Consider the following 26,879-nt stretch of genomic DNA (forward strand, 5'->3'; position numbering starts at 1 on the left):
GTAGACGAATGCCACCGGAGGACTGGTGATGCAGTACACGCTGGGCGTCGGTCTCGCTACAGCGACGGCGATCATCACGACGCTCACGGCGGCCTTCTTGTTGAACCGGAGCCGGTCGGCGGAAACGGTCTCGTTGGTTGGTTTCAACGTCGCAGTCGCGGTGTGGACTGGCGGCAACGCGTTGCAGGTCGCGTCGACGACGCTTACCGGGAAGCTGTTCTGGGTGAACGTCCAGTACGTCGGGATCGCGCTGCTGCCGGTCTCGATTTTCGCCTTCGCCGTCTACCTCTCCGGCGCGGACGATCGGGTCACCCGAACCCACTTGGGGCTGCTCGCGGTGCCGATGGCCGCTCTGGCGCTGCTGTCGTGGACCAACGGCGTCCACGGGCTCGTCCGAACGAGCGTCGGGCTCGCCGTCGTCGACGGCGTCGTCGTTCTGGAGCGAACGTTCGGCCCCGCGTTCTGGCTGGGGTGGGTGTACAGTAACCTCCTGAACCTCACAGCGACCGTTCTCGTCCTTCGATCGGTGGTGTACGCCGACCGAATCATCGAACGCCGGGTGCTGGCGCTCCTGATCGGACCGCTCGTGCCGTGGGTGGCACAGTTCCTCTACCTGACCGGCGCCCACTCGATCGAGCCCGAGACGTTCTTCGCGTTCACCGCCGTCGCGTTCGCCTACGCGGAGTACTCCTGGGACTCGATCGAGTCGGCACAGAGCCGCGACGCCGTGCTCGAACTGCTGGAGGAGGGTGTCCTCGTCGTCGCGAGCGACGGCCGGGTCGTCGACCTCAACAGCGCCACCCGTGAGCTGCTCGCGCTCGGTGACGCCGTCGCGGTGGGTGAGCCGATCGACGACGTGCTCGACGACTATCCGACACTCCTCGAGGCGTATCGCGAGGGCGAAGCGACGACGGATCTGACTATCGACGCCGGCCAGACACGGCGGCACGTTGACGTCCAGTTCTCGTCGTTCGCCGGCAACGTCGGGAACCCGGACAAGGTGGTGGTGCTCACGGACGTGACGGCGATACGGGAGCAGGAGCGTGCGCTGGAGCGCCAGAACGAGCGGCTGGAGTCGTTCGCCAGTATGGTGAGCCACGACCTCCGCAACCCGTTGAACGTCGCCCAGGGACGCGTCGAGTTGGCGGAAGCAGAGTGTGACAGCGAGCACCTGCAGATCGCTCAGCGCGCCCACAACCGCATGGCCGGGTTGATCGACGACATCCTCACGCTCGCCCGTCAGGGACAGTCCGTCGAGTCGGTCGAACCGGTCGATCTGGGTTCGCTGGCCCGTGCCACGTGGGAGATGGTCGAGACGCCCGAAGCGAGCCTCGAGGTCGAGACCGACCTCGTGATCCGGGCCGACAGAAGCAGGCTGCAACAGCTGTTGGAGAACCTCTTCCGAAACGCCGTCGAGCACAACGACCCGGGCGTCACCGTCACGCTCGGGCGGTCACCCGACGGCTTCTACGTCGCCGACGACGGGACGGGAATTCCCCCGGACGAGCGCGACGACGTTTTCGAGGCAGGGTACTCCACTCGCGACCGGGGACCGGACTGGGCCTCAACATCGTGAGAGAGATCGCCGAAACACACGGCTGGACGGTGGGCGTGCAGGAATCCGCCGAGGGTGGCGCCCGGTTCGACATCGCGGGTGTCGACGCCGCGGCCGACACCGACGACTGACGCCTCAGCCCGAGAGTTCCAGCTCCCGCACCTCGATGATCCGGTCGTCGCCCATCAGCTCCGACAGCGCCGACTCCGGCACGTCGTCGTCGAGACTGTACACCGTCAGCGCCTCGCCGCCGATGGTCTCCCGGGCGTTGTACATCCCCGCGATGTTGACGTCGTGGTCGCCGAGGACGGTGCCGATGTGGCCGATGACGCCGGGCGCGTCCTCGTTGCGCGCGACGAGCATGTTGCCGTGGGGAGCGCGTCCACGCGGTAGCCGTCGATCGAGACCAGCCGCGGCTCCGCCCCGTGAACAGCGTCCCCGACACCGCGAGCTCGTCGGTTCCGTCGCCGACGGTGACGGTCAGCAGGCTCCGGAAGTCCTCGGAGCTCCGGGTTTTGGTCTCGGTCACGTCGACGCCGCGCTCCTCGGCGACGCGGGGGGCGTTGACGGCATTGACCTGCCACTCGAGCGGTTCGAAGGCGCCCTGGAGGGCGCTGGCGGTGATCAGTTCGACGTCCTCCTCGGCGATCTCGCCAGCGTAGGCCACCTCGATCTCCTCGACCCGGCCGTCGAACAGGCCGGCGGCGACCTGTCCGGCGGTCGCCGCGAGCCCGATGTACGGCTCGATCCGCGGAAAGGCGCTCTCGTCGACCGACGGCGCGTTGAGCGCGTTCATCACCGGCTCGCCCGCGAACGCCGCGAGCACCTGCTCCGCGGTGGCGACGGCGACGTGCTCCTGAGCCTCCGCGGTGGACGCACCGAGGTGGGGAGTGAGAACGATGTCCTCGACCTCGCGCAGTCGGGACCCCTCGGGCAGTGGCTCGTCGGCGAACACGTCGAGCGCCGCCCCGGCGACGACGCCGTCCTCGACAGCCTCGGCCAGCGCCGGCTCGTCGACGACGCCGCCGCGGGCCACGTTGATCACGTAGCCGCCTTCCATCCGTGCCAACTCCGCCTCGCCGATCAGTCCCTCGGTCTCGTCGGTCAGCGGGACGTGGACGGTGAGGAAGTCGGCGCGGTCGATACACGCGTCCAACTCGACCAGTTCGGCGCCGATCTGATCGGCGCGCTCCTCGCTGATGTAGGGGTCGTACGCGACCAGCTCCATCCCCAGCGATCCCAGCCGCTTTGCGGCCTCCTGGCCGACGCGGCCGAGCCCGACGATGCCCAGCGTCTTCCCGTTCAGTTCGGTGCCGAGGAACTCCCCCTTTGCCCACGCGCCGTCGACCATGCGCCCGTGGGCCTGCGGGATCGAGCGCGCGGTCGCGAACGTCATTCCAACGGTGTGTTCGGCAGCTGCGCGGACGTTCCCTCCGGGGCGTTGGCGACGATGACGCCGTGGTCGGTTGCGGCGTCGATGTCGATGTTGTCGACGCCGATGCCCGCACGGCCGACGATCTGGAGATCCGGCGCGGCCGCGAACAGTTCCTCGGTCACGTCGGTGCCGGAGCGAACGATCAGCCCGTCGGCGTCGGCGACGGCGTCCAACAGTGCCGTTCCGGCGGCGTCGTACGCCGTGACTACCTCGTGGCCAGCCGCCCGAAGTCGCTCGATCCCGGCGTCGGCGATCGGATCCGTAACGAGTACTCGCACGAGCGGAGTGAATCCCCGGCCATGGTTAACGCTTTCTCCGCCATGCCACGAATTGGCACGGGAAATTGGACACATTCGTGCTTGTTTCTTGTTTGAGAAAACTTCGACTATCCAGACCCATGTACTTTCACAACAGGAATAACCCCCGCGCCCAGAGAAGGGGTATGAGTCTCGTTGCCTTCGACTTCGACGGCACGCTCTCGGACTCGGAGATGCTGATCGCGCTGGGTAAGCGCCACGGCGTCGCCGACCGGATCGGGGAGATCACCGCCCGAGCGATGCGAGGGGAGATCTCCTACGCCGAGAGCCTCCGCGAACGCGCCACGATGGTCGGGGGCTGCCCGAACACGAGGCCGCCGCGGCCTACGAGGAGACGACGCTCCGGCCGGGCGCCGCGACCGTGATCGACCGCCTCAACGACGCCGGCCACACGACGGCCATCTTGACCGGCGGGTTCACGCCGGGGGTCGAGGCCGCGCTGACGCGTGACGGCGCGAGCGTCGACCGCATCGTCGCGAACGCACTCCCGGTCGCCGACGGCGAGCTCACCGGCGAGGTCGAGGGGCCGTTGATCGAGGGGACCAAAGACGACGCGCTGCGGGATCTCTGTGAGACGTACGGCGTCGACGTGGCGAACACCGTCGCGGTCGGCGACGGCGCGAACGATCTGCCGATGCTCCAGGCGGCGGGCCACGCCGTCGGGTTCGAACCGAAAGACGCCGTCGAACCGCACTGCGACGACGTGGTGACGACGATGGACGCGCTGGAGGAACTGTTCGAGCGTACCGGCCTCCTCGACTGAGTGCCGCCCTGGGGCCCTGCCGAAGCTGAACGCTGTTCACCAGCAGTCCCCTCGGAACTGTGTTGGGCCGTTATCGCCGATGTCGCCGACCGATGCCTCGGCGTGTTTCGGAGGTATTTGTCCGTACTTTGGCTGAAACTGGCCCTTGCCAACAAATTTATACCGACGGAAATTCGTAATATTGGACGTAATGAGCAAGACCGAAATCGACGCTGCGACGGTCGCCCGTCGCATCGCAGAAGACGACGAGCTGTTCGTGCTGGACGTACGGAACGAACCTGACTACGAGGAGTGGCAGATCCCGGGGAGCACCAACATCCCGGTGTACGACGAACTGCGCTCTCACAACTTCTCCGGGCTGGAGGCCCACCTCGACGAACTCCCCGACGACGCCGAGATCGCCGTCGCGTGTGCCGCGGGTGTCACCTCGGCGCGGGCGGCCGAGTTCCTCCGTGGCCGGGGGTACGACGCCAAATCCATCCGGGACGGGATGAACGCCTGGGGCCGGGTCCACCGCGAGTACGAGGTCGAGGACGCAGACGGCGTCGTCCAGATCGTCCGCCCCGGCACCGGCTGTATCTCCTACATCGTCCACGACGATGGCGAGGCCGTCGTCGTGGACCCGACGCAGTATGTCGATCGGTACCTGCACGCGGCCGAGGAACGCGGCCTCGACATCGTCGGCGTCGCCGACACGCATGCCCACGCCGACCACGTCTCCGGCGCGCGGCAACTGGCCGGCGACTTCGACGTCCCCTACTACCTCCACGGCGCGGACGCCGGCGAACTCGACGGCGTCACCGAGATCGAAGACGGCGACAGCATCGCAGTCGGCGACCGATCGCTCGACGTGCAGTTCACCCCCGGCCACACGCCCGGCAGCGTCTCCTTCCTGTTCGGCGACGCGCTCCTCTCGGGTGACACGCTGTTCCTCCGGAGCGTCGGTCGCCCCGATCTGGAAGACAGCGACGAGGACGCAGTTCGCGAGGCGGCGAGCCAGCTGTTCGACAGCCTCGAGGGGCTGACCGAACTCGACGACGACACCGTCGTGCTTCCGGGCCACTTCAGCGACGAGGAGATCCGCCCGCTCGCGACGAAGCTCGGCGAGCTCCGGGTCGAGACGACGAACGAACTCCTGAGCTACGTCGCCGACGGCGACGAGACGGCGTTCGTCGAAACCATCGTCGAGAGCCTCTCCGACGAGCCGGCGAACTACAACCGGATCAAGCAGATCAACTGGGGGAAAGAGCAGCCACGCGGGGACGTGGAGTCGCTCGAACTCGGCCCGAACAACTGCGCGGCCAACTGATCGGGCCGATCAACGGCGGGAAGAAACGGACTGCACCGGTGAACAGTTCGACTCGCCTACCGGCCCGAGAACGTATCGAACCCGAACACGCGGTGGATCAGACACCGCTGTGTGAGCCCGGTTCCAGTGAGCACGGCCCCGACGACGAGCAGGACGGCGCCGACGGCCATCCCGCCGGGAATCGTGTCGAGCAGCGCTGCGACACCCACCAGCGCCAGCAGCGGTCCGGCGACGAGACGCGCGGTACGGTCGAACCCGCCGACGTTTTTGTCCATACCCGAACGTTCGTCCGCGAGAGCATAAATGTTGGCTGTGTTGTGAGGTACGATCAACACTCCCGCCGAACGAGGCGCCGGGGGACGACGTGTCGCGAACGACATCGCTGCCGATAGCTGTGATATCTTCCGCTATCTCGGACAATAACGGGTTGGCCGTTCATCGAGACCTAACGCCGCGACAGACAGTATTGCCCGGTGAGTCCAAATCTATAAACGCCTGGGCGGCGAACTCGGAGTCGATGGCAACCGAACCTTCGGACGGACACGCCGCAGCGACTGGGGAACCGATCTACGTCGACGGTGAGGAGGCGCTGGACCAGATCGTCGCCGAGAACGACGTGGTGCTGGCAGACTTCTATGCGGACTGGTGTGGCCCGTGTCAGATGCTCGAACCGATCGTCGAGACGCTGGCAGAGGAGACCGAGGCGGCAGTGGCGAAAGTCGACGTGGACGCGAACCAGATGCTGGCCAGCTCCTACGGCGTTCGCGGCGTCCCCACGCTCGTCCTGTTCGCCGACGGTGAGCAGGTCGAGGAGATCGTCGGCGTCCAGGGCGAGGACCGCCTTCGCTCGCTGATCGAGAGCTACACGAACTGATCGCTCGCTACTGATCCGGACGTAGTCACCCGGACACTCGATATCTGGTGCGGCGGCCGGGTCGACTACCGGTCGAGCGCTTCTCTCGCAGTCTCGACGGCGTCGGGTACCGCTACGTCGACGCCGACGGCGTCGAACGCCTCGCCGATCGTCCTGATCCCGCGAAGCAGCTGCTCGTCGGTGATGTTCCCCATGTTGCTCACTCGGAAGATCTCGCCGCCGAGGTGGGCCTGGCCGCCCGAGATCGACACCCCTCGGTCGGCGACCGCGTCGAAGAACGCCTCGCTGTCGTCGTCGCGGGCGCCCTCGGGGAGTTCGATCGCGGTGAGCGTGTTCGAGTACGCTGTCGCGTCGTTCAGCTCCGGGAACGACTCGAGCCCCATCGCCCACATCGCCTCGCGGAACGCCGTCGACTGCCGGCGGTGTCTGGCGATCCGGTCGGGCATCCCCTCGGCCTCGATCTCCTCGACGGCGACGGCGAGCCCGCGGAACAGCGGGACCGCGCTGGTGAAGGGCGTCTGGTGCTGGCTCGCCTTCCGGCTGTGCCAGTCCAGATCCTCGTAGAACGGGGCCGCCTCGCCGTCCACGTGGGCGTCGACGCCGTCGGCGACGTACAGCGCGGCGACGCCCGGCGGCGCCGCGAGCGCTTTCTGGCCGTCGGTGATCGCGATGTCGACCTCCCAGTCGTCGATCCGGAACGCGTCGCCGCCGATGGAGGTGACACCGTCAACGACGAACCGGGCGTCGTGGTCGGCCGCGATCTCCCCGATCTCCGCCACGGGGTTCAGCAGCCCCGTACTGGTCTCGTTGTGGACGACAGTGACCACGGCCGTCTCGTCGTCCACCGCGTCGGCGACGGCGTCCACGTCGATCGGCGCTCCCCACTCGAACTCCACGGCAGTGACCGTACAGTGGCGCTCGGCGATGCGCTTGAACCGTCGGCCGAACTTCCCGTTCACGACGGCGACGAGTTCGTCGTCGGCGTCGACGAGGTTGGCTACCGCGGCCTCCATGCCCATCGTAGCGGTCCCGTTGAGGATCAGCGCCTCCCCGCCGCTTGCGGTCCGCTCGCCGTCGAGGCTGGACTGTTCGAACACGTACTCGAGGCCGTCCTGTGCGCGCTCGTACACGGCTTCGAACGCCGCCGAGCGGTGGGAAACCATCGGTTCGCTCATCGCCTCGCGAGCGTCGGGACTCATCGGTACCGGGCCGGGGTTGAGCAACAGGAACTCGTCGTCCATGTGTGTGGGCAATTCTCTGGGGGCGTGTTAAGCCCGCCGCCCGAGATAGGTATGTTACCACAACCCACTCCCGGCGGTTGGGGCGGCCTACGGTCGGACGCGCCGCCCGAGGGCGATCTCACCGACGCTCTCGGCGTGTCGAACGGTCCGGCGGACGCCGTCGAGTACCCGGGTGAGGAGCACAGCGTCCGGCGGGTCCGCCGTAGCTACGGTCTCCTGGAGCGTCCGTGTCGACTCGGCAGTTGCGTCGGCGCCGTCCAGCACATCCTGCACCGTCGTGGTCGAACCGCCGTCGGTGACTGCGTCCGTCGCCGCCTCCACGGCCTCGCGCGCGTCGGCACCGACACCGCGGATCTCCTCGACGAGGTCTGTCGACGCGGCCGGCCCCAGTCGGTCCACGGCCTGCGCGATCTCGGCAGCCTCGCGAGCGACGCAGTCGAGCTCGTACGCGGTCCGGTACCCTGCGAACAGCCGCGGACGGGTCGCATCGAGCCGGTCGAGTTCGTCGAACAGCACCATCGCCCGGGTGTACAGCCGCTCGATCAGCCGGCGGATGCGGTCCGTCTCCTCGATCCGGTCGGTGATGTACTCCGCCTCGGCAGTCGCGCCGGCGACCGACGCCATCGCCGCCTCGTGCATCGACGCGGCGACGAACCGGAGTTGGCGGACCGACTGGTGGATCGAGAGTTCGCCGGCGTCGAGCAGCCACCGAACCGTCACGTGGCCCTCCGCCTCCTCGGCCACGTCGACGCCGATCAGCGTCCGCGCGCGGTCGGCGATCGACTCCCGCTGTGCCTCGGCGGCGGTGTGCAGCGTGATCCGGTCGAAGCCGGCGCCGTAGGCGGCGTCCAGCGTCCGCGCGGCGGCGTCGGCGCTCTCCGCGCCCAGCTCGATATCGATCGCGCCGAGCGCGCGCTCCTCACGATCACCCCAGCGGACGACCAGCGAGCCGTCCCGGTGGGTGTAGAGGTAGGCGGTCTCGCCGGCCTCGATATCGTGCTCCTCGGCCCACGAGATGGGGATCGAGACGGTGTAGGTCCCCCGCCAACCTGCTGGACTTTCCTGGTCTCCATCATCCGAACTTGCCGGTGATGTAGTCCTCGACGCGCTGACTCCGGGGGTGCTCGAAGATCTGGTCGGTCTCGCCGTACTCGACGAGTTCGCCGCCCGTCAGGAACACCGCGGTCTGGTCGCTGATGCGGGCGGCCTGCTGCATGTTGTGGGTGACGACGACGACCGCATACTCCTCTGCCAGCTCCTCGATCAGGTCCTCGATCTTTGCGGTCGCGATGGGGTCGAGCGCGGAGGCTGGCTCGTCCATCAGGATCACGTCGGGGTCGACCGCCAGACAGCGGGCGATGCAGAGGCGCTGCTGCTGGCCGCCGGAGAGGCCGAGTGCGTTGTCGTCCAGGCGGTCGTTCACCTCCTCCCAGAGCGCGGCCCGGCGCAGCGCGCGCTCGACGAGTTCGTGCTCCTCGTCAGTATCGTCGCGGCCGAGCAGGCGGGCCAGCAGGCCCGTATCGAGGTCGCCGTGCTTGCGCGGGCCGTAGGAGATGTTGTCCTTGATCGACTTGGGGAAGGGGTTCGGCTCCTGGAACACCATCCCGACGCGCTTGCGGAGCTCCACGAGGTTCACGCCGTCGCTGTAGATCTCCTCGCCGTCGAGCGTGACCGACCCGTCGACGCTCGCGCTCTTGATCCGGTCGTTCATGCGGTTGAGACACCGCAGGAACGTCGACTTCCCGCAGCCGGAGGGGCCGATGAGCGCGGTCACCGACTCGTCGGGCACGTCGAGAGAGACGCTCTGGAGCGCCTTCTCCTCGCCGTAGTACACGTCGAGGTCCTCGGCGGCGATCTTGGCGTCGCCGGCGAACTCGTAGTCGGTCCACTCCTCGCGGACCTCCTCGCTGCTCTCGCCGGTGGTCGTCACTCGCTGCTCGGGCTGGGCCGTGCTGTTTCTGGATTCCGTCTCACTCATGGTGTAGTTTCCGTCGGAAGTAGAGTCGGCTGCCGACGCCGATGGCGTAGAGGCCGACGACGACCAGCAGCAGGACGAGCGCGGTCCCCCACCCGAACTCGGTGTTGGTGAAGATCTCCTTGGGGAACACGCCCGCCGTGATCGTCGAGTACAGTTGGTAAGGCAGTGCGCTCGCGGGCGACAGCAGCGCCTCGTTCGTGACGAACGGGGGCTGGGCGGTGAGTGTGAAGCTGGTCAGGACGTTCGGCGTGTTGCTCGGATACGGCGACCCACCGAACACCAGCAGGAGGGGAGCGGTCTCGCCGGCGATGCGGCCGACGCCGAGGATGACGCCGGTGATCGTGCCCGGCATCGCCGCCGGGAGCACGACGCTCCGGATCGTCTGCCACTTCGTCACGCCGAGGGCCGCGCTCGCGTCGCGGTGGGCGTCGGGGACGGCGAGGATCGCCTCCCGGCTGGTGATGAGCACCAGCGGCAGCAGCATGAAGCCGAGCACCAGTTGGCCCACGACGATGGAGTTCCCGCCGCTGATCCGCGGGACGAGAAACGCCAGCCCGAACAGGCCGAAGACGATGCTCGGCGTGCTCCAGAGCCCGTTGGTGGCGATCTCGACGACCTGCGTGAACCGGCCGCGCTCGGCGTACTCAGTCAGGAACACTGCGGCCCCGATGCCCAGCGGCACCGTGAAGCTGACCGCGCCGAACACCAGCCACAGCGTGCCGATCACTGCGGGTAGGACCCCCGGGATCTCGACGTACAGCCCGCCGGTCTGGTTCATCAGGAACGGGAACTCCGGCCACGGGAGGCCGACGCCGACGAACGGAACGGTGAACTGCCCGCCGAAGAGGCTCGTCCCCGTGAGCATCGTCTGGAGGCCGTTGGTGACGATGAACGCGATCAGCAGCGCGAGCACGGCCAGCATCGCGAACACGACCGAGCCGATGAGGTAGTACGCGCCCGCCTGGCGCCCTTCGGCGCCGAAGCCCTCCTTGGCCTTGCCGGCGCTCCACGCACCGAGGAGGGTGCCGAACACGACCAGGATCGGGACGAGTTCGCTGCCGGGGAACTCCGCGGAGGACCACGCTGGCGACCACGTCCAGCCGGCGCCGATCCCGCCGGTGACGATGAACCCGCCGAGCAGCAGCAGAATCGCCGCCACGGGGATCGTCGACCCCACGTCCTCGCGGGGAGCACCGCGCCGAGGAAGCCGCCGATGCCGAAGACGGCGGCGACAGGCAGCCAGAGTACGGTTGCGTCACCGAGCGCGAGCGTTCCGACGAGTCCGCCGAGAATCGCCCACAGCAGGCCGAACACTGCGCCGACGACGACGCCCGCGGTCGACGACGGCGCCGTGTCGACGTAGTCGAGTCGCGATCCCACACCGACGAACGCGAGGCCGCCGCCGATGACGACGAGGCCGACGCCGAGCAGGTTCAGGACGGGCAGCCCAGCGACCGTCGCCGCCTCGTCGACCCACTGCAGGAGCAGCAGCCACGAACCGACGAACGTGAGCACGGCGGCGCCGAGCACGCCCAGCGACAGGAGGTCGCCGGTCGTGGAGTCCGCAGCCGCCAGCTCGGTCCGGTTGACGTTGCTCATTGGTCACCGCCGAGCTTCTGGTACATGCGCCACTCGACGTACTGGGAGCCGATACTCAGGATCATCACCATCACGAACAGGACGACGCCCGCGGCGAACAGCGCGCTCATGTGGATGCCGCTGGCGTTACCGCCCTCGAAGGCGATGACGGTGGTCAACGTCTCGCCGTAGTTCGAGAAGGCGTCGAACACCGGCGAGGGGAACCCTTTCGTGTGGGTCAGCATCACCGTCGCCGCCATCGTCTCGCCCATCGCCCGGCCGATGCCGAGCAGGACGCCCGCGGAGACGCCGGAGAGCCCGGCCGGGATGGTGACGCTCTTGGTGGTCTGCCACTCGGTCGAGCCCATCGCGAGCGCGCCGCTTTTGATCGGCTCCGGAACGGCGTTGAGCGCGTCCTCGGCGACGGTGACGACCGTCGGCAGCGCCATGATGCCGATCATCAGGCCGGCCGCGAAGTACGTCCCGATCGTCGGGGTACCGAACTCGATGTAGAAGTACTGGTTCACGATCGTGAGGCCGATGAACCCGTACGTGATCGAGGGATGCCGGCCATCAGCTCGATCCCGGGTTTGACCACCTCGCGAACGCGCCGCGGGGCGATCTCGCTCACGAACACGGCGCCGGCGATCCCGATCGGCGCCGCGATCAGCGTCGCGATGACGGTCGTGATCGCGGTGCCGAGCATCATCGGCGTCAGCGACCAGACGCCGTTTCGGCCCCACAGATCTTTGCCGAGCGCCGGGTTCTCCATTGCGGGGTTGCGAACCTGCGTGAACAGGTCGATCCCCATCGCCCTGACCGCGGGGACGGACTCGAGCAACAGGAACGCGACGATCAGCGTCAGAATCGACACCGTGGCGACGGTCGTAAGGAACGTCAGTGCTTTCGCGGCCTCGGCTTGGTAGCGGTACCAGCCGACACCCATGGTCGCGAGGAACGCCAGGACGGGGACGACGGTCCACTGGGAGCCGGCGAGGAACAGCAGGAACGTCGTCAGTACCGACCCGAACACGAGGCCGTGCATCGCGATGGCGCCGTCCTCGGTCCGTGAGCGGTAGTCGCGTGCCCACTGTTTCGTCGCTTCGGCGCGCCGGGTGGCGGCCGTTCGCAGTTCGGTCGGGAGGTGTCCGACCGACGGGAGTGATTGGGTCATGAATGTATACGTGCGTTAATAAATCCGCGATGGGGGCCAACAGCGGGAGCCGGCGGTCTACTCGTACTTCGAGGCTGCGACCTTCTCGCGCTGGGCCTCCAGCCGGTCGCTGGGAAGCTTGAAGTAGTTGTTCCCGGCGACGAACACCTCCTGACCGAAGTCGCTCAGACAGAAGTTGATGAAGGCCGCCTCCTTCCGGGAGGTGTCCTCGTACGTGTAGGCGTGCAGGTCACGCGAGAGCGGGTAGTCCTGGGCGCCGAGGTTCTTGCCGTACTCGTACAGGGTGCCGTCGATCTCGAGCCCGATCGGCGGCGTCCCGCCGTCTTCCTCGACGAACGCCAGCGCGATGTAGGCGATGGCGTTGTTGGCCTGCCCGACTGCCTGCTGGAGCTGCTGGTTCTGGCCGAAGCGCTGGTCGGGGCTGATGGGCTCTTCGGGGTCGCCGTAGACGTTGTTCCGGAACGCGGTGTCGGTCCCCGAACCCTCGGCGCGACCCAGCGCGAGGATCTCGCGGTCGGGGCCGCCGACCTCGTTCCAGTTGGTGATCTCGCCCTTGTAGATACCGCGCAGTTCGTCGATGGTGATCGACTCGAGCCCCGCATCAGCGATCTCTGGGCTGACGACGATCGGCTGGCCGTCGACGCCGACGACGTGGTCGACGAAGTCGTCGAGACCCTCGGCGTCCTCACCGAGTTCCGACGCCGCCGAGGAGCTCGCGTCGCCGATGTCGACGCGACCCTCCATGACGCCCTCGATACCCGTGCCAGAGTGGCTCAGCGCGATACTCACGCGGAACGGCGGCACGGAGCGGTCGCCGGTCTCCTCGTAGCCGTAGTCCTGCGCGAAGAAGTCGGCGAGCCGCATGTCGGTGCCGTACTCGTCGGCCCACTCCTGGGGCCAGTAGTCCTCGTCGCCGGCCTCGGGGTTGGAGTTCCAGTAGCTCGAGGCGGTGTTCGTGATCGGAAACACCGTCGAGGAGCCGTCGCCAGTGAGAACCGAGGTGTCCAGTCCGCCAGAGCCGCTGTCGGTGCTCTGACTCCCGGAGTCGTCGGAATCGTCCGAGTCGTCGTCGGCCGGCGTGTCGGTGCCGCTGCCGCCGGAACAGCCCGCGACCGCCGCCGCGCCAGCGGCGCCGGTGGTAGCGATGAACTTGCGTCGCGACAGTCGCCCTGCCTCTGGGTCGGGTGCCATCACCTGAATCGGGGCAGTGTACAAGTAAAGCGGTTTATAATAGGGGTACTGACCGCTACAATAACTCCACAGCACTCCACCGTCCGGGGACGAGTACACGTGACACATGTATCGCTATATACCTCTCCCGATCGCTCAGAAACCGAGCAGTTCGCCCGCTCACCCCCGCCGGTCGAGGTCGGTGGCCGCAGCGTCGTGGTCGCCGGTAGAGCGAAGGGCGGCCATCCCCAACACGCGGCTATGACTGTAGTCGCGTTCCTCTCCGTGGCACCGGCGACCGACGAATCGATGGGCTCCGAAGTCGCGAAAGCGGTGGCGGCGCTGGAGGAGTTCGACGTGAGCTACGAGACCACCCCGATGGGGACGACCATCGAGGCCGACGAGATCGGCGAGATCTTCGCCGCGGCGCAGGCCGCCCACGAGGCCGTCGACGGCGACCGGGTGGGGACGTTCCTGAAGATCGACGACAAACGTACCAGCGACGCCGACGCCGCAGCGAAAGTCGAGGCGGTGGAAGCAGCGCTGGGTCGGGAGGCCAAGCGGGAGCGCTGAGCCCGCGCAGCATAAGCGGATGGATGCGGTATATAGCCGTACGGGGTGTTCATAGCAACGACTTACCCCGCGGCAAGCTGCTCTTACTCAGCGCCCGAGCCGCGTCGACCGCGGGAGAGCCGCCCCTCAGACCACAATGACCACGCCACCGCAGTTCAACGACGACGTCGAGCCCCACCACCGCCGACTGGCCGCCGATGAGTACGACGAACTGTACGTCGTCGGCGACGTTCACGGGAGCTTCGCCGAACTCGAAACGCTGCTTGAGGAGCTGTCACTCGGCCCGAACGATATGGTCGTCTTCGTCGGCGACCTCATCAGGAAGGGGCCCCACAGCCCCGAGGTGATCGACCTCGTCCGCGAGCGTGACGACCTCATCAGCGTGCGCGGCAACAACGAACAGAAGCTGCTCCGTGGCGAGAAAGACCCCGACTGGCTCCGCGAGGGCGACCGCCCGTTCTTCGAGTCGCTCCCGGTCGCGATCTCCTTCGAGGACGCGCTCGTCGTCCACGGCGGCGTCGACCCGTCGCGGCCACTCGCCGAGCACTCCATCGAGGACCTACTCACCATGCGGGCGCCGGCCGGCGACGGCTACGACGGCCCGTTCTGGTACGAGGCGTACGACGGCCCACACCGCGTGTTCTTCGGCCACACGGTCCACGAGCGGCCGGTCGTCCGCGAGCACGCGGTCGCGCTCGACACCGGCTGCGTCTACGGGGGACGCTCACCGCGTACGACTACCGGTGCGACTCGGTGGTCACCGTCGACCCATCGGTGACACACGAGGGCCGGTGCGACTCGAAGTTCGTCGAGCCGGCCGGGCAGTCCGTCACCCCGACCTGAGACGCTCCCGTTGTCGACGACCGGTCGACCGCATTCCCACGATGACACACGATACCCACTGGCCCGAGAGCCACGCCGACGCAGCGCAGCCGTTCCGAAACCAACAGTTATCACGCACCGCACCGTCCGTTCACGGAGTTGTCACATGACCGAGCCGGCGTTGACTGACCCCGAGTACTACCTCAACCGGGAGCTGTCCGAACTCGCGTTCCAGGAGCGGGTGCTCGCGGAGGGGACCGACGAGCGAAACCCGCCGCTTGAGCGACTCCGCTTTCTCGCGTACTTCACGAAGAACACGGACGAGTTCTTCATGAAGCGCGTCGGCGGCCTCAAACAGCAGATCGACGCCGGCGTGACCGAAACGACCCCCGACGGCCGAACCCCCGAGGAGCAGTGGACGGAAGTGCTCGAGCGGGCCCGCCCGCTGTTCCGCCGCCAGACGGAGTACTGGCAGTCGACGCTCCAGCCCGAGTTGGCCGACGCCGGGGTCGAGGTGCTCGACTACGGGGACCTGACCGACGACGAGAGCGCGGCGCTGCGGCGCTACTTCGAGGAGACGGTGCTCCCGACGCTGACGCCGCTGTCGTTCGATCCGGCCCACCCGTTCCCGTTCATCTCGAACCGATCGCTCTCGCTGGCGGTGCTGTCGCGTGGCGTCGACGGCGACCTGACGTTCACCCGGATCAAGATCCCGAAAAACCAGTCCCGACTCGTCGAGGTGCCCGACGACGGCGGGCGGTACGTTCTACTCGAGGACCTGATCGAGGCGAACCTCGACCTCCTGTTGCCCAACCTCGAGATCGTCGACGTCTCGACGTTCAAGGTCACGCGCAACGCCGAGGTGCGCCGCAACGAGGAGGTCGCCGAGGACCTCATCGACATGATCGAGGAGGTGATCGAGCAGCGCCGGTTTGCGACCGCGGTCCGCCTCGAGATCGAGCCCGGGATGGCCGAGCGCTCCCGATCGATCCTGAAGGAGAACCTCGACGTGACCGAGCAGGAGGTGTTCGAGCGCGAGGGCCCGATCGACTTCGAGGACTTCTTCGAGTTGGTCGACCTCCCCCGGCCGGAGCTCAAACTGCCGGCGTGGTCGCCGAAACCCCACCCGCGGCTTCGCGCGGTCGACGACGCCGCCGACGGCGAGGGCGGCATCTTCGCGGAGATCCGTCAGGGGGACATCCTGGCCCACCACCCGTACCACTCCTTCGAAGGGACGGTCCAGGATTTCCTCGACGCGGCCGCGAACGACCCGAACGTGCTGGCGGTGAAAGCCGCCATCTACCGCACGGCGAGCGACTCGAAGGTGATCCAGAGCCTCATCGACGCCGCCGACAACGGCAAGCAGGTCGCGGTGATGGTCGAACTCAAAGCGCGCTTCGACGAGAAGAACAACCTCGAGTGGGTCCGCCGGCTGGAAGAGGAGGGGATCCATGTCGCCTACGGCACCGTCGGGCTGAAGACCCACACCAAGACCGCGCTCGTGGTCCGCCGGGAGGACGACGGCGTCAAGCTCTACTCCCACGTCGGAACGGGGAACTACCACTCCGGTACTGCACAGGGGTACAGCGACCTGGGGCTGCTGACCGCCGACCGAGACATCGGCCAGGACCTCACCCGGCTGTTCAACTTCTTCACGGGGCCGTCACTCGACGAACAGTTCCGCAAGCTGCTGATCGCGCCGGTGACGATGCGGGACCGCTTCGTCGACCTCGTGCGCCGCGAGGCCGACCACGCTCGCGAGGGCCGGCGCGCCCGGATCGTCGTGAAGGTGAACGGGCTGGAGGACCCCCAGATGGTCGAGGAGCTGTACCGGGCGTCGATGGCCGGCGTGGAGATCGACCTGATCGTGCGGGACATCTGCCGGCTCCGGCCGGGGCTGGAAGGGATCAGCGAGACCGTCACGGTTCACTCCGTCGTCGGCCGGTTTCTCGAACACGCCCGGATCTTCTACTTCGAGAACGCCGCCGATCCGGAGTGGTACATCGGCTCGGCCGACTGGATGACGCGGAACCTCGACTATCGTGTGGAGGCCGTGACTCCCGTCGACGACCCGACGCTGCGCGAACAGCTCCGGTTCGTGCTCGAGGCAACGTTCCACGACAACCGTCGCCGCTGGCTGATGCAGCCCGACGGGAGCTACGAACGGGTCGAACCGGCGCCCGACGAGCCGGTCCGTGACGTTCAACAGTTGCTCATGGACGCGACGACGGCGGCCGTCAAGGACGGGTACGGCCCGGGGATGCGCGTCGACGACACGGTCGTCGATGGGGAGCTGTTGATCGAACCGACCGAGACGGCGACGGAAGAGCCCAGGAGCGAGAACGAACACGAGACGACCGACGACCGAACGCTGTTCGACACCCACCCAGATCAGTGGTACCGCCCGGACAGCGACGAACACGACTGGGCGGTCCGGACCGCCGACGGTGGCCGTCGTTACTTCAAGACCCGCGAGGGCGCGCTCGACTGCCTGCGCCGGGAGCACGGCGACTGATCGGGCCGGGTCGGTACGGGACTGAAAACCCTTTACGCGGTGACGCGGGAGTACGCGTATGGAGAGCATCAACCGGATGGCGGTCGAGCTCGTCGACGAGGCGCTCGACTTCGCCGACGAGCTCAACGTCACGCCCTACGAACTCGACTCGGGCGCGACCGTGCTCGACTTCGGCGTCGAAGTCGACGGCGGCGTCGAGGCGGGCGTGCTACTGGCAGAGATTCAGACGGCGGGGCTGGCGACGATCACGACCCGGACGGGCCGCGTCGACGGCGCGCCGGTCCCCCACGTCGAACTGTCGACGGACCACCCCGGCGTGGCGCTGCTCTGTTCGCAGAAGGCTGGCTGGGAGCTGGACTTCGACGTGTACGACGGGCTCGGCTCCGGGCCGGCCCGTGCGCTGGTCGGCCAGGAGACCGAGTTCGAAGCGGTCGGCTACTACGACGAGTTCGACCTGACCGTCCTGGCGGTCGAGAGCATCGATCTCCCCGACGAGCGGGTCGCGAGCCACGTCGCCGACCTCGCGGGCGTCGAGGAGAGCGGCGTGTTCCTGCCGACGTTCGCCCTCGGGTCGATCTCGGGCAGCGTCGCCGCGGGCGCTCGCGCCCCGGAGTCGGCGGTCTGGCAGCTGTTCGAGGCCGGCTACGACCCCGACGACGTGCTCTCGGTCTCCGGGAGCGCGCCCGTCGCGCCGGTCGGCTACGACGAGAGCGAGGCGATGGCCCGTACCAACGACGCGCTGGCCTACGGCGGCGAGGTCCACCTCACGGTCGCCCGCGACGACGCCGACGCGTTCGAGGCCATCACCTCGGCGGCCGGCGCGGAGTTCGGGGCGCCGTTCGCCGACATCTTCGCGGCCCACGACTGGGACTTCGAGGCGCTGCCGGAGTCGGTGTTCGGCCCCGCGGCAGCCACCGTCGACGTGGTCGACGGCCCGACGTACCGCTTCGGCGGCCGCGACGAGGCGCTGCTGGCGGAGAGCTTCGGCTTCTGAGGCATGCGGCTCAAACCGCTCCCCGAACCGCCCGCTGAGTCCGAAGGCGGCGTCTTCGACGCCGTCGCCGCCGCGCAGTCGGCGGTGCCGCTGGTCCCAGGGTCGGAGAACGACTGCTGTGCCCGGCTGATGCGCCGCGAGGGGTATCAGAGCCGCGACGTGGCCCGAGAGTGGCTGACGTTCCTCCGAGCGCTCGAGCTCGCCGAGGAGACGGGCTCCGGCTTTCGCCGAACGGACCGCGAGCCGACGCCGGAGCACGTCCGCGAGTCGTTCCGCGAGCGCGTGTTCGGCGCCCGCGAGACGGTGGCGGTGCTTCGGGAGGCAGACGACCCGCTCACCGCCGAAACCGCCTTCGAGCGGCTGCGGGAGACGGTTCCGGGATGGGAACGCCACCGTCGGAACTCGTGGGTCGACCACTGGACTGCCCGAACCGAACGGCTGCTCGACTGGCTGGTGCTGCTCGATCTCGCCGCCCGCGCCGACGGCGGCTACACCACGAAAAACTAGCTCGACTCCTCGTCGACGGCTTCCCGGCCGAGGACGAGCGCACGGCCCACAGTCCCGCCCAGGTACGTCGCTGCGGCGCCGCTGCCGACGGTGAGCATCGTCCCCATCTCGAGAGTGAGCAGGAACGCGACGGCGCCGACGCCGGCGGCGATACCGACCCCAGTTTCGGCCAGCGCCAACAGCACCCGGGTGCGGAGCCGCTCCACGTGGGTGACCGCCGGGTACGCGCCCGCGAGCAGCAGCGGCATCGCGACACCGAGTCCGACGGCGATGGCGTACACGTCGGCGTCGACGATCCCCCAGGCTTGCAGCAGGAACTGGGTACCTCCCGTCACGGTCGCCGTGAGCAGGACTCCGCCACCGAACCGCGCGACGCGTCGCTTCGCGGTCGACTCCATTCCCTTCCTCGGTGGCCGGCCGGTGCGAAAAGCGTTCGGGCCCGGCTCAGTCGGTTTCGATCGACCTGACGGTGCCGACGCCCTTGCTCTGGCCCTCCCGGAAGACGAACCGCTGGCCCTCCTCGATCAGGTAGGGGCGGAATTTGAACCGGATCCTCGTCCGACCGTTGTCGCCCGGGAGCAGGCGCCCTCCCTCGGGCTTGAAGATCGCGGCCTCGCTCAGCGTTTCGAGATGGACGACCGGCTCGTACCCCTCGCCGATCTTCGTCGGGTGGTTCAGCACGACCACCTCGGCCTCGAACTCGCGGACCGCTTCGGGGTCGGCGTCGCGGGGGAGCAGCGCCATCCCGCGTTCGAGTTCGGCCTCCTCGACGCCTTTCAGCGCGATGCCGACGATCTGGCCCGCGCTCGCCTGGTCGACGCGGTGGTAGTGCATCTCGATCGAGCGGACCTCGACCTCCCGGAAGCGGCCGTCAGCCATCGGGCCGAGCAGGAGTTCGTCGCCGGCTTCGACCGTGCCGGCGTTGACCGTTCCGGAGGCGACGGCGCCGACGCCGGTGACGCTGTAGGAGCGGTCGACGTACATCCGGAACGGCGCGTCGGCGTCGGACTCGCGCTTGGGCAGCGCCTCGAACAGCGTGTCGAGGTCGTCGAGCCCGGCGCCCGAGACCGCGCTCGTCCGGAGGATCGGGACTGTGGTGCCGATCTCCTCGATCGCGGCGTCGACGCCGTGGCGGGCGACCGGGAGGGGGGTCTCGCCCACCTCCCGGAGCATCGCCTCCACCTCGTCTTCGACGGCCTCGACGCGCTCGTCGTCCACGGCGTCGACTTTGGTGATCGCGACCATCGTCGGTAGTTCGGTCGCGAGCAGGATCCCGAGATGCTCGCGGGTCGTCTTCGTCGGGCCGTCGTCGGCTGCCACCACGAGCATGCCGTAGTCGAGCTTCTGGCCGACAAGGCCGCGGATCGTCGTCCGGAGCCACGGCTCGTGACCGACCGTGTCGACGAAGCTCACGAGTCGGTCGGCCTCCCGAACGACGCGAGCGCGGTCGGTCTTGCGGTCGGGGTTGTCCATCCGGACCGGCCCGTCCTCGTCGTCGAAGCCGTACACCGCGTAGGAGAGGTCCGCGGAGAGCCCGCGCTCGACCTCGTGTGGCTGGACGTCGAGGAACGAGCGCGTGCCGCCCTGGCCGTCGTCGCGCTCGCCGGTGACGAGCGTGCCGACGAGGGTGGACTTCCCGTGGTCGACGTGGCCCGCGGTGCCGACGACGACGTGGTCGTCGTCCTCGGCCTGATCGAGCATCGCGCCCTCACGGAGCGTGGCGAGGCCGACGAGGCCGTCCGCGGCGTCGTCGCGCTGAATCCCCCACGTCTCCACGTCCTCGATGTGGGCGTCAGCCTCCTCTGCCAGGAGCGAGAGCACGTCCATGGACTCCGAGAACGCCTCGGGGGAGATGCCCGCGATCGCGCCGTCGTCGTCGACGCCGACGACGTACGTCGCCTCACCGTCGCCAGAGAGCACGCGGTGACGGAGTTGGGCAGCCAGCGACTCCATCCGTCCGTCCGCGAGATGGGTGTCGCGGGTGAGCCGCGTCTTGAACTCGATCGGGCCGCCCTCCTCCTCGCCGCGCTCCAGGGCCCGCCGGAGCGAGGCCCGGTCTGCGCTCATGGGGCGGGGTAGGCGCCGCGGGCGATATATGCCTTTTCGTGTCGTGGTTCACCATCCCATGGACAGGCTCACACACCCCACCGAGTTCGTCGAACGAGCCCCGCTTTCTCCACGTAACCGCTCCATAACTAACACCGCGACGGCTGACTATCGCGTCGATGCGAACCCGAACGATCGATCGTCCTGGGGGAGCCGGCGCCGAGAGCGATCCGAACCCACCCGGCGGGGACGAGTAGCGCCGGGATGGATGCCGCCGTCTCCGCCGTCGACGACAGGCTCCGAGCCGTCGGCCAGCGACTCGTCGACCGCCACCCGCAGTGGGAGTCACTGCTCCTCCGAGCCCGCGACGGCTACGCGCGGGGCACTGTCCGACTCAGGTGGGTCTCGAACCGGCTCCGGTACGCCGCGCCGCCGGCCCCCTACCGGCTCCTGCCGGTCGACCCCGCCGCGATCGAACGCACGGTTCCGGTGCCGGGCCCGAAGTTCAAACACGCCGGCGCGGTCGTCGGCGGCGACTGGGACCGGGGCGGAGCCCGCTTCGCGGAGTTGGACGTGTTCCGGGCGTACGAGCGCCACTTCGAGGCCGGCGTCCCGTGGCAGGAGACCGCGTTCTACGACCGCGTCGTCGACCAGATCGAGGCCGGCAGTCCCCAGTGGGGCTGTCGAACCCGACGGGAGTTCGACGAGCGCTGTGAGCGCCTCGACACGCTGTACGACCGCATCGCCGCCGACGGCTACCGAACGCAGGCCGAGCTACACGACGGGGCGGCGAGCGATCCGATCGAGGGCGACGACAGCCACGATCGGCGCGCGCTGAAGACGGAACGGTTCAAACACGAGATCGCGGTGCACGTCGACCGAGACGGCGAGCTGCTGTTTGCCGACGGCCGGAACCGGCTGTCGATCGCGAAGCTGCTGGGGCTCGATACGGTCCCGGTTCGGGTGCTCCGCCGCCATCGACGCTGGCAGGCTGTTCGTGACGCCTGGGTGCGCGGCCACCAGGTTCCCCCGCCCCACCGAAACCACCCCGATCTGGCGGGACTGGAGCGTGGCGACCGCTGATGGGCGGGGTTGTATGCACGAATCGGTGGGTCGTCGAACAGCGCGTGGCTCGACAGGGGAAGCCGTTATGGCTGTCGGCGTACAACCGGGTAACAGATGTCCACCGATATCGAGGAAGGCGGGACGGCGCCGGAGCGACAGGCCGACAACGTCTGCCCGGTCGTCGACGCGGTCGAACAGATCGGCTCCCAGTGGCGGCTCGTGGTGCTCCACGATCTGACCGAGGGCGAGAAACGGTTCAACGAGCTCAAGCGCTCGACGGAGGCCAACGCCCGCACGCTCTCGCGCGTGCTGGACGACCTCCAGGAGTCCGGGTTCGTCGACCGCCGCCTCGAGGAGGATTCGCCGGTCGCGACCTACTACTCGCTGACGGGGAAAGGCGAGTCGTTGGCGCCGGTGTTCGACGAGATCGAGTCGTGGGCCAACGAGTGGATGGACAGCTGTCAGGCCGCCGCTGACGATTAGTCGGTTCTGAGTTCGACGCGCGCGCCGTCATCGCTGCTCACGACGATCTCCCAGCCGTGTGCGTCGGCGATCCGCTGCACGATCCCGAGCCCGGCACCCTGTCCCCCGTCGGTGGAGTAGCCCCACGCGAACGGGTCGCCGCCGCCGAAGCCCGGGCCGTCGTCGACCACCGCGAAGCCGGCGTCGGTGTCGGTCACGCGTACGGTCACTCCCGCGTCGGCCCCCTCGCTGCTCCCGTGTTCGACGCTGTTGCGAATCAGGTTCTCGAGCAGGAGCGTCACCAGTTCGGGGTCGCCCGCAACGCGGTCGTCGGCGTCGACCTGGATCGACGACTGGGGCGATCGGACGCGGGAGGCGGCGTCCTCGGCGGCCGTTTCGAGCGACACCAGTTCGGGGTCGTCGACCTCGCCGGCGGCGATGGCTGCCGCCTCGTCGGCCAGCCCCTCGAGCCGGTCGAGCGCGTTGTGTACCTGTTCGACCGTCGGGCCGTCGAGGGAGTCGACGGCGAGCCTGGCGGCACTCAAGTGGTTCCGGAGCTCGTGGGAGACCGTCTCGCCGTAGGCGGCGAGTGGGTCGTGGTCGACCGCCGGCTCGGCTTCGGTGGCCGTCGCCGCGAGCAGGCGCTGCCGGATCACCGAGGCGGCCGCCTCGGCGCCCGCAGGCGCCTGTTCGACGCCCGGTGGAAGCTCCCGGGCTTTCGAGCCCACGAACACGCCCTGGGGTTGGTGACCCCGACGTGCAGCGGCGCCGAACACGTCGCCGGGGCGCCACTCACCCCCATCGACGACGACGAACAGATCGATCTGGACGGCGTCGAGCGTCGCCAGTGCCTCGGGGGCTGCCGCCGTCCGCGTCGCGTCGACGCCGTCGGCCGCAAGCGTGCGCACGAGCGCCGCCGCTCTGTCGTCGTTCCCGAGAACGAGAACGCGACGGTCGGCGAGCGACGACTCGCGAGTCCGCGTCACACGGGGTGGTTCGGCCCCATCCGGAATAAATACTCGCTCCGAATCCGAGATCTGATAGCTGAATCGTGCGGTGTGTTCACTCGGGTCCGGAAGCGATTTGCCCCCTCGCTCGCGACACCGCCGCGTGGACGAACGCCGATCGACGGTCCGGACGGGCTACGACGCGATGGCGGCGACCTACGACGACCAACGAACGAGCGATCCGGCGGAGAACGACGGGCTCCAAACCCTCCGTGAGTCGCTCCCTGCCAGCCCGCGGGTGCTGGACCTCGGCTGTGGCGCCGGCGCGGGGCCGCTCGAGTTCCTCCCCGCGGAGCGCGCCGTCGGGCTGGACTTCTCGTCCGAGCAACTCCGGCTCGCCCGCGACCGCGTCGACGCCGATCTGGTGGCCGGGGAGCTGACCACGCTCCCGTTCGAGGCCGACAGCTTCGACGCCGTCACCGCCTTCTACTCCGTGATCCACCTGCCGATCGACGCTCACGCCGACTGCTACGAGGAGGTCGCCAGGGTCCTGAAGCCGGGTGGGGAGTTCCTGTTCAGCATCGGCGACGACTGGGCCGGTGAGAACGACGACTGGCTCGACACCGGCGAGCGGATGGTCTGGTCGTTCCCGCCGCTCTCGGAGACCGAGCAGCTGCTGGCGGCCGCGGGACTCACCGTCGAGGACCGATACGCCGTCGAGAGCCGGATGGACGACGTCGAGTGGCCGTTTCTGCGGTGCCGGCACCGGGACTGATCGCCCCGTCGCCTGCTGGCCCTGCCGGTTCCTTTTTACTGCCAGACCCGGTAGATCGCGTATGGCCCAGTGTGAGATGTGCGGCGCGGAGAAGTCCTCGCTCACCACGACGAAAGTCGAGGGCGCGGAACTCGAACTCTGCGACGACTGCAAGGATTTCGGCACGGAGGTCAAAACGGAGTCGAGTTCGACGACCTCGACGAAGTACTCCACTTCCTCTTCCGGCGGGAGCTCGTCGTCGTCCTCGAGCGGTGGCACCAGCACCGGCGGCAGCAGCCGTCGACGCGACATGTTCGACCAGATGGACGAGATCGCGGGCGACTACGACGAGCAGATCCGGAGCGCCCGCGAGCGCGAGGGGCTGAGCCGCGAGGACCTCGCGAAGGAGCTCAACGAGAAGGCCTCCCTGATCAGCAAGCTCGAGCGCGGCGACATCCTCCCGAGCGACGACGTGCGCGGCAAACTCGAGAAGCGCCTCGGCGTTTCGCTCTCTGAGGGCTCCGACGACGACACCACCGACTGGGAGACCGACTCCTCGATGACCCAGACCCTCGGCGACGTGGTCGAGCGGAAGGGCGAGTAACGACCCCCGCCCCGCCGAGAACCGCCTACCTATTTGCTGGTCGGGCCCCGCCTCCCGACGTGTTCATCCTCGTCAACCTCAAAGCGTACGACTGTAACCCAGTGAGCGTCGCCGAAACCGCCGCCAGGGTCGCCGACGACACCGGCGCCCGCATCGCGGTCGCCCCGCAGGCGGCCCGCCTCGGCGCCGTCGCCGAGACGGGCGTCGAGACGTGGGCCCAACACGTCAGTCCCGTCGACCACGGCAGCCACACTGGCAGCACCCACACCGCCGCGGTCGAGGGCGCGGGCGCCGTCGGGACGCTGCTGAACCACTCCGAGAACCGGCTGAAACTCGCCGATATCGACGCGAGCCTCGACGCAGCCGACGCGGCGAGCCTGGAGACGGTCGTCTGTGCGAACAACCCCGACCAGATCGCGGCCGCGACGGCGCTGGCCCCCGACGCGGTCGCGGTCGAACCCCCGGCGCTCATCGGCGGCGACGAGTCCGTCGCCACCGCCGACCCGGAGATCGTCCGCGACGCGGTCGACGCCGCGGCCGCGGTCGACGACGGCGTCGAGGTGTTCTGCGGTGCCGGCATCGCGACCGGCGAGGACGTGGCGGCCGCCCGCGACCTCGGCGCCGACGGCGTGCTGCTCGCGTCGGGCGTCGCGCTCGCCGACGACCCCGAGGCGGTGCTGCGGGATCTCGTCGACCCGCTCTGAGTAGGACTAGAGCAGTGTGGGGTTTCATCGTTCGAAAGCCACTCCGGACCGGGCGGTAAGTAGGGTTGCAGGTCGAGCATCCGGGCGCGACCAGCGGGAGCGAGCGGTTCGCCGCCGAAGCGTGGTGAAACCTCGCGAATGCGGCCTTTTGACATCAACGGGTTTTACCGGGGTCCTCCCTCGCTTCGCTCGGTCGAACCCCGGTAAAAGAGGTTGAGTTTCAGTCCTCCCGTTCCGCGATCACGTAGTGGTCCTCGCCCTGCTCGACCAGCGTGCCGCCGTCCCGGAGCGTGACGGCGTACCCAGTCGGCGTGTGTTCGATCTCGTGGGGCGGGCGCACCCGGACGAGGTTGCCGATAAACTGCGCGGCGGGCGGTTTCTGGGCGGCGCCGCAGTCGTACACCGTCACCAGTTCGTCGCCGGCGTCGGCCTCGTACACCACCAGCCGTGCGTGACGATCCAGTCGCCAGCGACCCGGGCCAGTCTCGGGGAGCGCGCGCATCAGTCGAGGGCCGCCCTGGCCTCGATGGCGGCGACGGCGTCGTCCACGGTCCGGTCGCCGGCGTTGCCGTCGAACGCCTCCGCCACGAGATCGGGAAGCGCGTAGCGATAGCGGCCGGCGCCGTCGTGTTCGATCACGCCCGCCTTCCGGAGCGTGCGGTTGCGCGCGTAGGCGTACTGGCGCTCGCCCGACCCCCGGCGGCGACGTGGGCGTCGACGGGCGCCGCGTCGCCGACCGCGCGGTAGTGTGCCAGCATCGCCCGCGTCACGTCGTCGAGCGCCTCGATCCCCTCGACGAAGGCGTCGATCACCGCGTCCGCGTCACGGCGCTCGGCACGCCGGACGAGTCGGCTGAGCCGTTCCCCGCGGTCGGCAGTCGGGTCCGGGCGGGCAGTCCCACTTGTCGAGTCGGCGGCGTCGGCCTCCGCGTCGTCCGAGGCACCGGTCTCACTTCCGCTCTCGGGCTGCGTTATCCGTGCGGAGAGCGCGTCGGTGGTGCTGCCGAGTGAGCCGCCCGTGAGATCCGATCCGGCCTCCATCGTCACCCCCGTGGGTTCGTCGGGGTCGAGCGTGGGCTCTACCGCCGGTGGGTCACCCTGCTTCGAGCAGGCGGTGCGAACGGGTGCGAGCCCCGAATCGTCGGCGGCGGTCGACTCGCGCGTTGGGGAGGCGCGGTCCCGGCCATCGTTCGCGGTCGTGCCCTCAGTCTGCTCGAGGGGGTCCGTCGCCGGTTCCCAGTCGCCGGGCGATCGGGGGTCGGTGTCGTCGGTCGCGTCTCCCGTCCGCTCGGCCGCATCGTTCCCGGCCCGCGCGTGCTCGTCGGGATCGAGATAGCGTCGGTCGAGCTCCGCCTCGAGCCGTTCGATGCGGTCGGCTTTCGCGTCGAGTTCGGCCTCGAGCGCCGCGAAGGAGTCGATGAGCGGGAGCGAAACGGCGCGGTCGTCGGCGGCGTGGCCGTCGTGGTCGGTGTCGTCGGTCATGGTGGTGGCGT

General features: G+C 68.6%; 23 protein-coding genes and 5 pseudogenes. 14 read left to right on the forward strand and 14 right to left on the reverse strand.

The annotated features are described in order from the left end of the window. The first annotated feature begins 28 nt into the window (after window positions 1-28). Window positions 29-1,576: a histidine kinase N-terminal 7TM domain-containing protein gene (locus SY89_RS18410; protein WP_054583931.1), complete on the forward strand. Its 1,548-nt coding sequence runs from the start codon at window positions 29-31 to the stop codon at window positions 1,574-1,576. A 114-nt stretch (window positions 1,577-1,690) separates the two neighbouring features. Here SY89_RS18410 and serA read toward each other — a convergent pair. Next, window positions 1,691-3,268 (reverse strand): annotated as a pseudogene (gene serA, locus SY89_RS08760) (phosphoglycerate dehydrogenase). 164 nt (window positions 3,269-3,432) lie between these two features. Between serA and serB the strand changes: the two are divergent. Beyond that, a pseudogene (gene serB / locus SY89_RS08765) lies at window positions 3,433-4,070 on the forward strand (phosphoserine phosphatase SerB). Between the two features lie 190 nt (window positions 4,071-4,260). After that, complete coding sequence (locus SY89_RS08770; protein ID WP_054583932.1) at window positions 4,261-5,379, forward strand: MBL fold metallo-hydrolase; 1,119 nt, start codon at window positions 4,261-4,263, stop codon at window positions 5,377-5,379. 56 nt (window positions 5,380-5,435) lie between these two features. Here the strand turns inward: SY89_RS08770 and SY89_RS08775 are convergent, their stop codons facing one another. Further along, window positions 5,436-5,654, reverse strand: coding sequence for a YgaP family membrane protein (locus SY89_RS08775; RefSeq protein ID WP_054583933.1), 219 nt, complete (start codon window positions 5,652-5,654; stop codon window positions 5,436-5,438). A 242-nt stretch (window positions 5,655-5,896) separates the two neighbouring features. Here SY89_RS08775 and trxA point away from each other — a divergent pair, with 242 nt between their 5' ends. Beyond that, window positions 5,897-6,253 carry a thioredoxin gene (gene trxA, locus SY89_RS08780; protein WP_054583934.1) on the forward strand — a complete coding sequence of 119 codons (357 nt, stop codon included), beginning with the start codon at window positions 5,897-5,899 and terminating at the stop codon, window positions 6,251-6,253. A gap of 65 nt (window positions 6,254-6,318) precedes the next feature. Here the strand turns inward: trxA and SY89_RS08785 are convergent, their stop codons facing one another. The 6 genes and pseudogenes from SY89_RS08785 to SY89_RS08810 form a co-directional block, all read right to left on the reverse strand. Beyond that, window positions 6,319-7,494, reverse strand: a complete 1,176-nt coding sequence (locus SY89_RS08785) for a pyridoxal-phosphate-dependent aminotransferase family protein (RefSeq protein ID WP_054583935.1) — start codon at window positions 7,492-7,494, stop codon at window positions 6,319-6,321. Window positions 7,495-7,581: 87 nt separating this feature from the next. Beyond that, the gene (locus SY89_RS08790) at window positions 7,582-8,238 is read right to left on the reverse strand and encodes a hypothetical protein (protein ID WP_054583936.1); all 657 of its coding nucleotides are present in this window, start codon (window positions 8,236-8,238) and stop codon (window positions 7,582-7,584) included. 328 nt (window positions 8,239-8,566) lie between these two features. Further along, complete coding sequence (pstB, locus tag SY89_RS08795) at window positions 8,567-9,472, reverse strand: phosphate ABC transporter ATP-binding protein PstB (RefSeq protein ID WP_054583937.1); 906 nt, start codon at window positions 9,470-9,472, stop codon at window positions 8,567-8,569. Continuing rightward, window positions 9,465-11,071 (reverse strand): annotated as a pseudogene (gene pstA, locus SY89_RS19590) (phosphate ABC transporter permease PstA). The gene pstB and the pseudogene pstA overlap by 8 nt, the downstream one beginning before the upstream one ends. Then, window positions 11,068-12,224: pseudogene (gene pstC / locus SY89_RS19595) on the reverse strand (phosphate ABC transporter permease subunit PstC). The pseudogenes pstA and pstC overlap by 4 nt, the downstream one beginning before the upstream one ends. A gap of 57 nt (window positions 12,225-12,281) precedes the next feature. After that, entirely contained in the window at window positions 12,282-13,415 is a 1,134-nt protein-coding gene (locus SY89_RS08810; protein ID WP_054583938.1) for a PstS family phosphate ABC transporter substrate-binding protein, read from the reverse strand. Window positions 13,416-13,655: 240 nt separating this feature from the next. Between SY89_RS08810 and SY89_RS08815 the strand changes: the two genes are divergently transcribed. From SY89_RS08815 to SY89_RS08835, 5 genes and pseudogenes are all read left to right on the forward strand, one after another. Then, entirely contained in the window at window positions 13,656-13,967 is a 312-nt protein-coding gene (locus SY89_RS08815) for an MTH1187 family thiamine-binding protein (RefSeq protein WP_054583939.1), read from the forward strand. Between the two features lie 136 nt (window positions 13,968-14,103). After that, a pseudogene (locus SY89_RS08820) lies at window positions 14,104-14,810 on the forward strand (metallophosphoesterase family protein). Between the two features lie 145 nt (window positions 14,811-14,955). Further along, window positions 14,956-17,304 (forward strand): polyphosphate kinase 1, encoded by a 2,349-nt coding sequence (gene ppk1, locus SY89_RS08825; protein WP_080506653.1) that lies wholly within the window; start codon window positions 14,956-14,958, stop codon window positions 17,302-17,304. Window positions 17,305-17,362: 58 nt separating this feature from the next. Further along, complete coding sequence (mch, locus tag SY89_RS08830; protein ID WP_054583940.1) at window positions 17,363-18,298, forward strand: methenyltetrahydromethanopterin cyclohydrolase; 936 nt, start codon at window positions 17,363-17,365, stop codon at window positions 18,296-18,298. Window positions 18,299-18,301: 3 nt separating this feature from the next. Further along, window positions 18,302-18,805 (forward strand): hypothetical protein, encoded by a 504-nt coding sequence (locus tag SY89_RS08835; protein ID WP_054583941.1) that lies wholly within the window; start codon window positions 18,302-18,304, stop codon window positions 18,803-18,805. Here SY89_RS08835 and SY89_RS08840 read toward each other — a convergent pair. Continuing rightward, a complete protein-coding gene (locus SY89_RS08840; RefSeq protein WP_054583942.1) occupies window positions 18,802-19,203 on the reverse strand; it encodes a hypothetical protein in 402 nt (133 codons plus the stop codon). The two genes, SY89_RS08835 and SY89_RS08840, sit on opposite strands and share 4 nt — an antisense overlap. 46 nt (window positions 19,204-19,249) lie before the next feature. Further along, the gene (locus SY89_RS08845) at window positions 19,250-20,872 is read right to left on the reverse strand and encodes a GTPBP1 family GTP-binding protein (RefSeq protein ID WP_054583943.1); all 1,623 of its coding nucleotides are present in this window, start codon (window positions 20,870-20,872) and stop codon (window positions 19,250-19,252) included. 243 nt (window positions 20,873-21,115) lie between these two features. Here SY89_RS08845 and SY89_RS08850 point away from each other — a divergent pair, with 243 nt between their 5' ends. Both SY89_RS08850 and SY89_RS08855 read left to right on the forward strand, forming a co-directional pair. Beyond that, complete coding sequence (locus tag SY89_RS08850; RefSeq protein WP_054583944.1) at window positions 21,116-21,934, forward strand: ParB N-terminal domain-containing protein; 819 nt, start codon at window positions 21,116-21,118, stop codon at window positions 21,932-21,934. A 96-nt stretch (window positions 21,935-22,030) separates the two neighbouring features. Beyond that, window positions 22,031-22,399, forward strand: coding sequence for a winged helix-turn-helix transcriptional regulator (locus SY89_RS08855; protein ID WP_054583945.1), 369 nt, complete (start codon window positions 22,031-22,033; stop codon window positions 22,397-22,399). Here SY89_RS08855 and SY89_RS08860 read toward each other — a convergent pair. Then, window positions 22,396-23,364 carry a sensor histidine kinase gene (locus tag SY89_RS08860; RefSeq protein WP_054583946.1) on the reverse strand — a complete coding sequence of 323 codons (969 nt, stop codon included), beginning with the start codon at window positions 23,362-23,364 and terminating at the stop codon, window positions 22,396-22,398. The two genes, SY89_RS08855 and SY89_RS08860, sit on opposite strands and share 4 nt — an antisense overlap. 124 nt (window positions 23,365-23,488) lie before the next feature. On the opposite strand from SY89_RS08860, the gene SY89_RS08865 reads away from it, so the two are divergent. The 3 genes from SY89_RS08865 to tpiA all read left to right on the forward strand — a co-directional run bounded on the left by SY89_RS08865 (window position 23,489) and on the right by tpiA (window position 25,387). After that, a complete protein-coding gene (locus tag SY89_RS08865) occupies window positions 23,489-24,100 on the forward strand; it encodes a class I SAM-dependent methyltransferase (protein WP_054583947.1) in 612 nt (203 codons plus the stop codon). A gap of 61 nt (window positions 24,101-24,161) precedes the next feature. Continuing rightward, window positions 24,162-24,683, forward strand: coding sequence for a multiprotein bridging factor aMBF1 (locus tag SY89_RS08870; protein ID WP_054583948.1), 522 nt, complete (start codon window positions 24,162-24,164; stop codon window positions 24,681-24,683). Between the two features lie 59 nt (window positions 24,684-24,742). Beyond that, window positions 24,743-25,387: a triose-phosphate isomerase gene (tpiA, locus tag SY89_RS08875; RefSeq protein WP_054583949.1), complete on the forward strand. Its 645-nt coding sequence runs from the start codon at window positions 24,743-24,745 to the stop codon at window positions 25,385-25,387. Window positions 25,388-25,607: 220 nt separating this feature from the next. On the opposite strand, the gene SY89_RS08880 is transcribed toward tpiA, so the two are convergent. Genes SY89_RS08880 through SY89_RS08885 form a run of 3 tightly spaced genes read right to left on the reverse strand, consistent with a single transcriptional unit; the run spans window position 25,608 to window position 26,868 of the window. After that, complete coding sequence (locus SY89_RS08880; protein ID WP_054583950.1) at window positions 25,608-25,889, reverse strand: hypothetical protein; 282 nt, start codon at window positions 25,887-25,889, stop codon at window positions 25,608-25,610. Then, on the reverse strand, window positions 25,889-26,026 hold the full coding sequence (locus SY89_RS17245) for a hypothetical protein (RefSeq protein WP_189319141.1): 138 nt from the start codon (window positions 26,024-26,026) through the stop codon (window positions 25,889-25,891). The genes SY89_RS08880 and SY89_RS17245 overlap by 1 nt, the downstream gene beginning before the upstream one ends. Next, complete coding sequence (locus SY89_RS08885) at window positions 26,023-26,868, reverse strand: hypothetical protein (protein WP_054583951.1); 846 nt, start codon at window positions 26,866-26,868, stop codon at window positions 26,023-26,025. The genes SY89_RS17245 and SY89_RS08885 overlap by 4 nt, the downstream gene beginning before the upstream one ends. Window positions 26,869-26,879: the final 11 nt, after the last annotated feature.

Source organism: Halolamina pelagica, from assembly GCF_001307315.1.
Taxonomy (GTDB): Archaea; Halobacteriota; Halobacteria; order Halobacteriales; family Haloferacaceae; genus Halolamina; species Halolamina pelagica_B.

Coding starts and splice junctions, on each gene's coding strand:
- SY89_RS18410 (WP_054583931.1), top strand. CDS start 29: ATGCAGTACACGCTGGGCGTCGGTCTCGCTACAGCGACGGCGATCATC.
- SY89_RS08770 (WP_054583932.1), top strand. CDS start 4,261: ATGAGCAAGACCGAAATCGACGCTGCGACGGTCGCCCGTCGCATCGCA.
- SY89_RS08775 (WP_054583933.1), bottom strand. CDS start 5,654: ATGGACAAAAACGTCGGCGGGTTCGACCGTACCGCGCGTCTCGTCGCC.
- trxA (WP_054583934.1), top strand. CDS start 5,897: ATGGCAACCGAACCTTCGGACGGACACGCCGCAGCGACTGGGGAACCG.
- SY89_RS08785 (WP_054583935.1), bottom strand. CDS start 7,494: ATGGACGACGAGTTCCTGTTGCTCAACCCCGGCCCGGTACCGATGAGT.
- pstB (WP_054583937.1), bottom strand. CDS start 9,472: ATGAGTGAGACGGAATCCAGAAACAGCACGGCCCAGCCCGAGCAGCGA.
- SY89_RS08810 (WP_054583938.1), bottom strand. CDS start 13,415: ATGGCACCCGACCCAGAGGCAGGGCGACTGTCGCGACGCAAGTTCATC.
- SY89_RS08815 (WP_054583939.1), top strand. CDS start 13,656: ATGACTGTAGTCGCGTTCCTCTCCGTGGCACCGGCGACCGACGAATCG.
- ppk1 (WP_080506653.1), top strand. CDS start 14,956: ATGACCGAGCCGGCGTTGACTGACCCCGAGTACTACCTCAACCGGGAG.
- mch (WP_054583940.1), top strand. CDS start 17,363: ATGGAGAGCATCAACCGGATGGCGGTCGAGCTCGTCGACGAGGCGCTC.
- SY89_RS08835 (WP_054583941.1), top strand. CDS start 18,302: ATGCGGCTCAAACCGCTCCCCGAACCGCCCGCTGAGTCCGAAGGCGGC.
- SY89_RS08840 (WP_054583942.1), bottom strand. CDS start 19,203: ATGGAGTCGACCGCGAAGCGACGCGTCGCGCGGTTCGGTGGCGGAGTC.
- SY89_RS08845 (WP_054583943.1), bottom strand. CDS start 20,872: ATGAGCGCAGACCGGGCCTCGCTCCGGCGGGCCCTGGAGCGCGGCGAG.
- SY89_RS08850 (WP_054583944.1), top strand. CDS start 21,116: ATGGATGCCGCCGTCTCCGCCGTCGACGACAGGCTCCGAGCCGTCGGC.
- SY89_RS08855 (WP_054583945.1), top strand. CDS start 22,031: ATGTCCACCGATATCGAGGAAGGCGGGACGGCGCCGGAGCGACAGGCC.
- SY89_RS08870 (WP_054583948.1), top strand. CDS start 24,162: ATGGCCCAGTGTGAGATGTGCGGCGCGGAGAAGTCCTCGCTCACCACG.
- SY89_RS08880 (WP_054583950.1), bottom strand. CDS start 25,889: ATGCGCGCGCTCCCCGAGACTGGCCCGGGTCGCTGGCGACTGGATCGT.
- SY89_RS08885 (WP_054583951.1), bottom strand. CDS start 26,868: ATGACCGACGACACCGACCACGACGGCCACGCCGCCGACGACCGCGCC.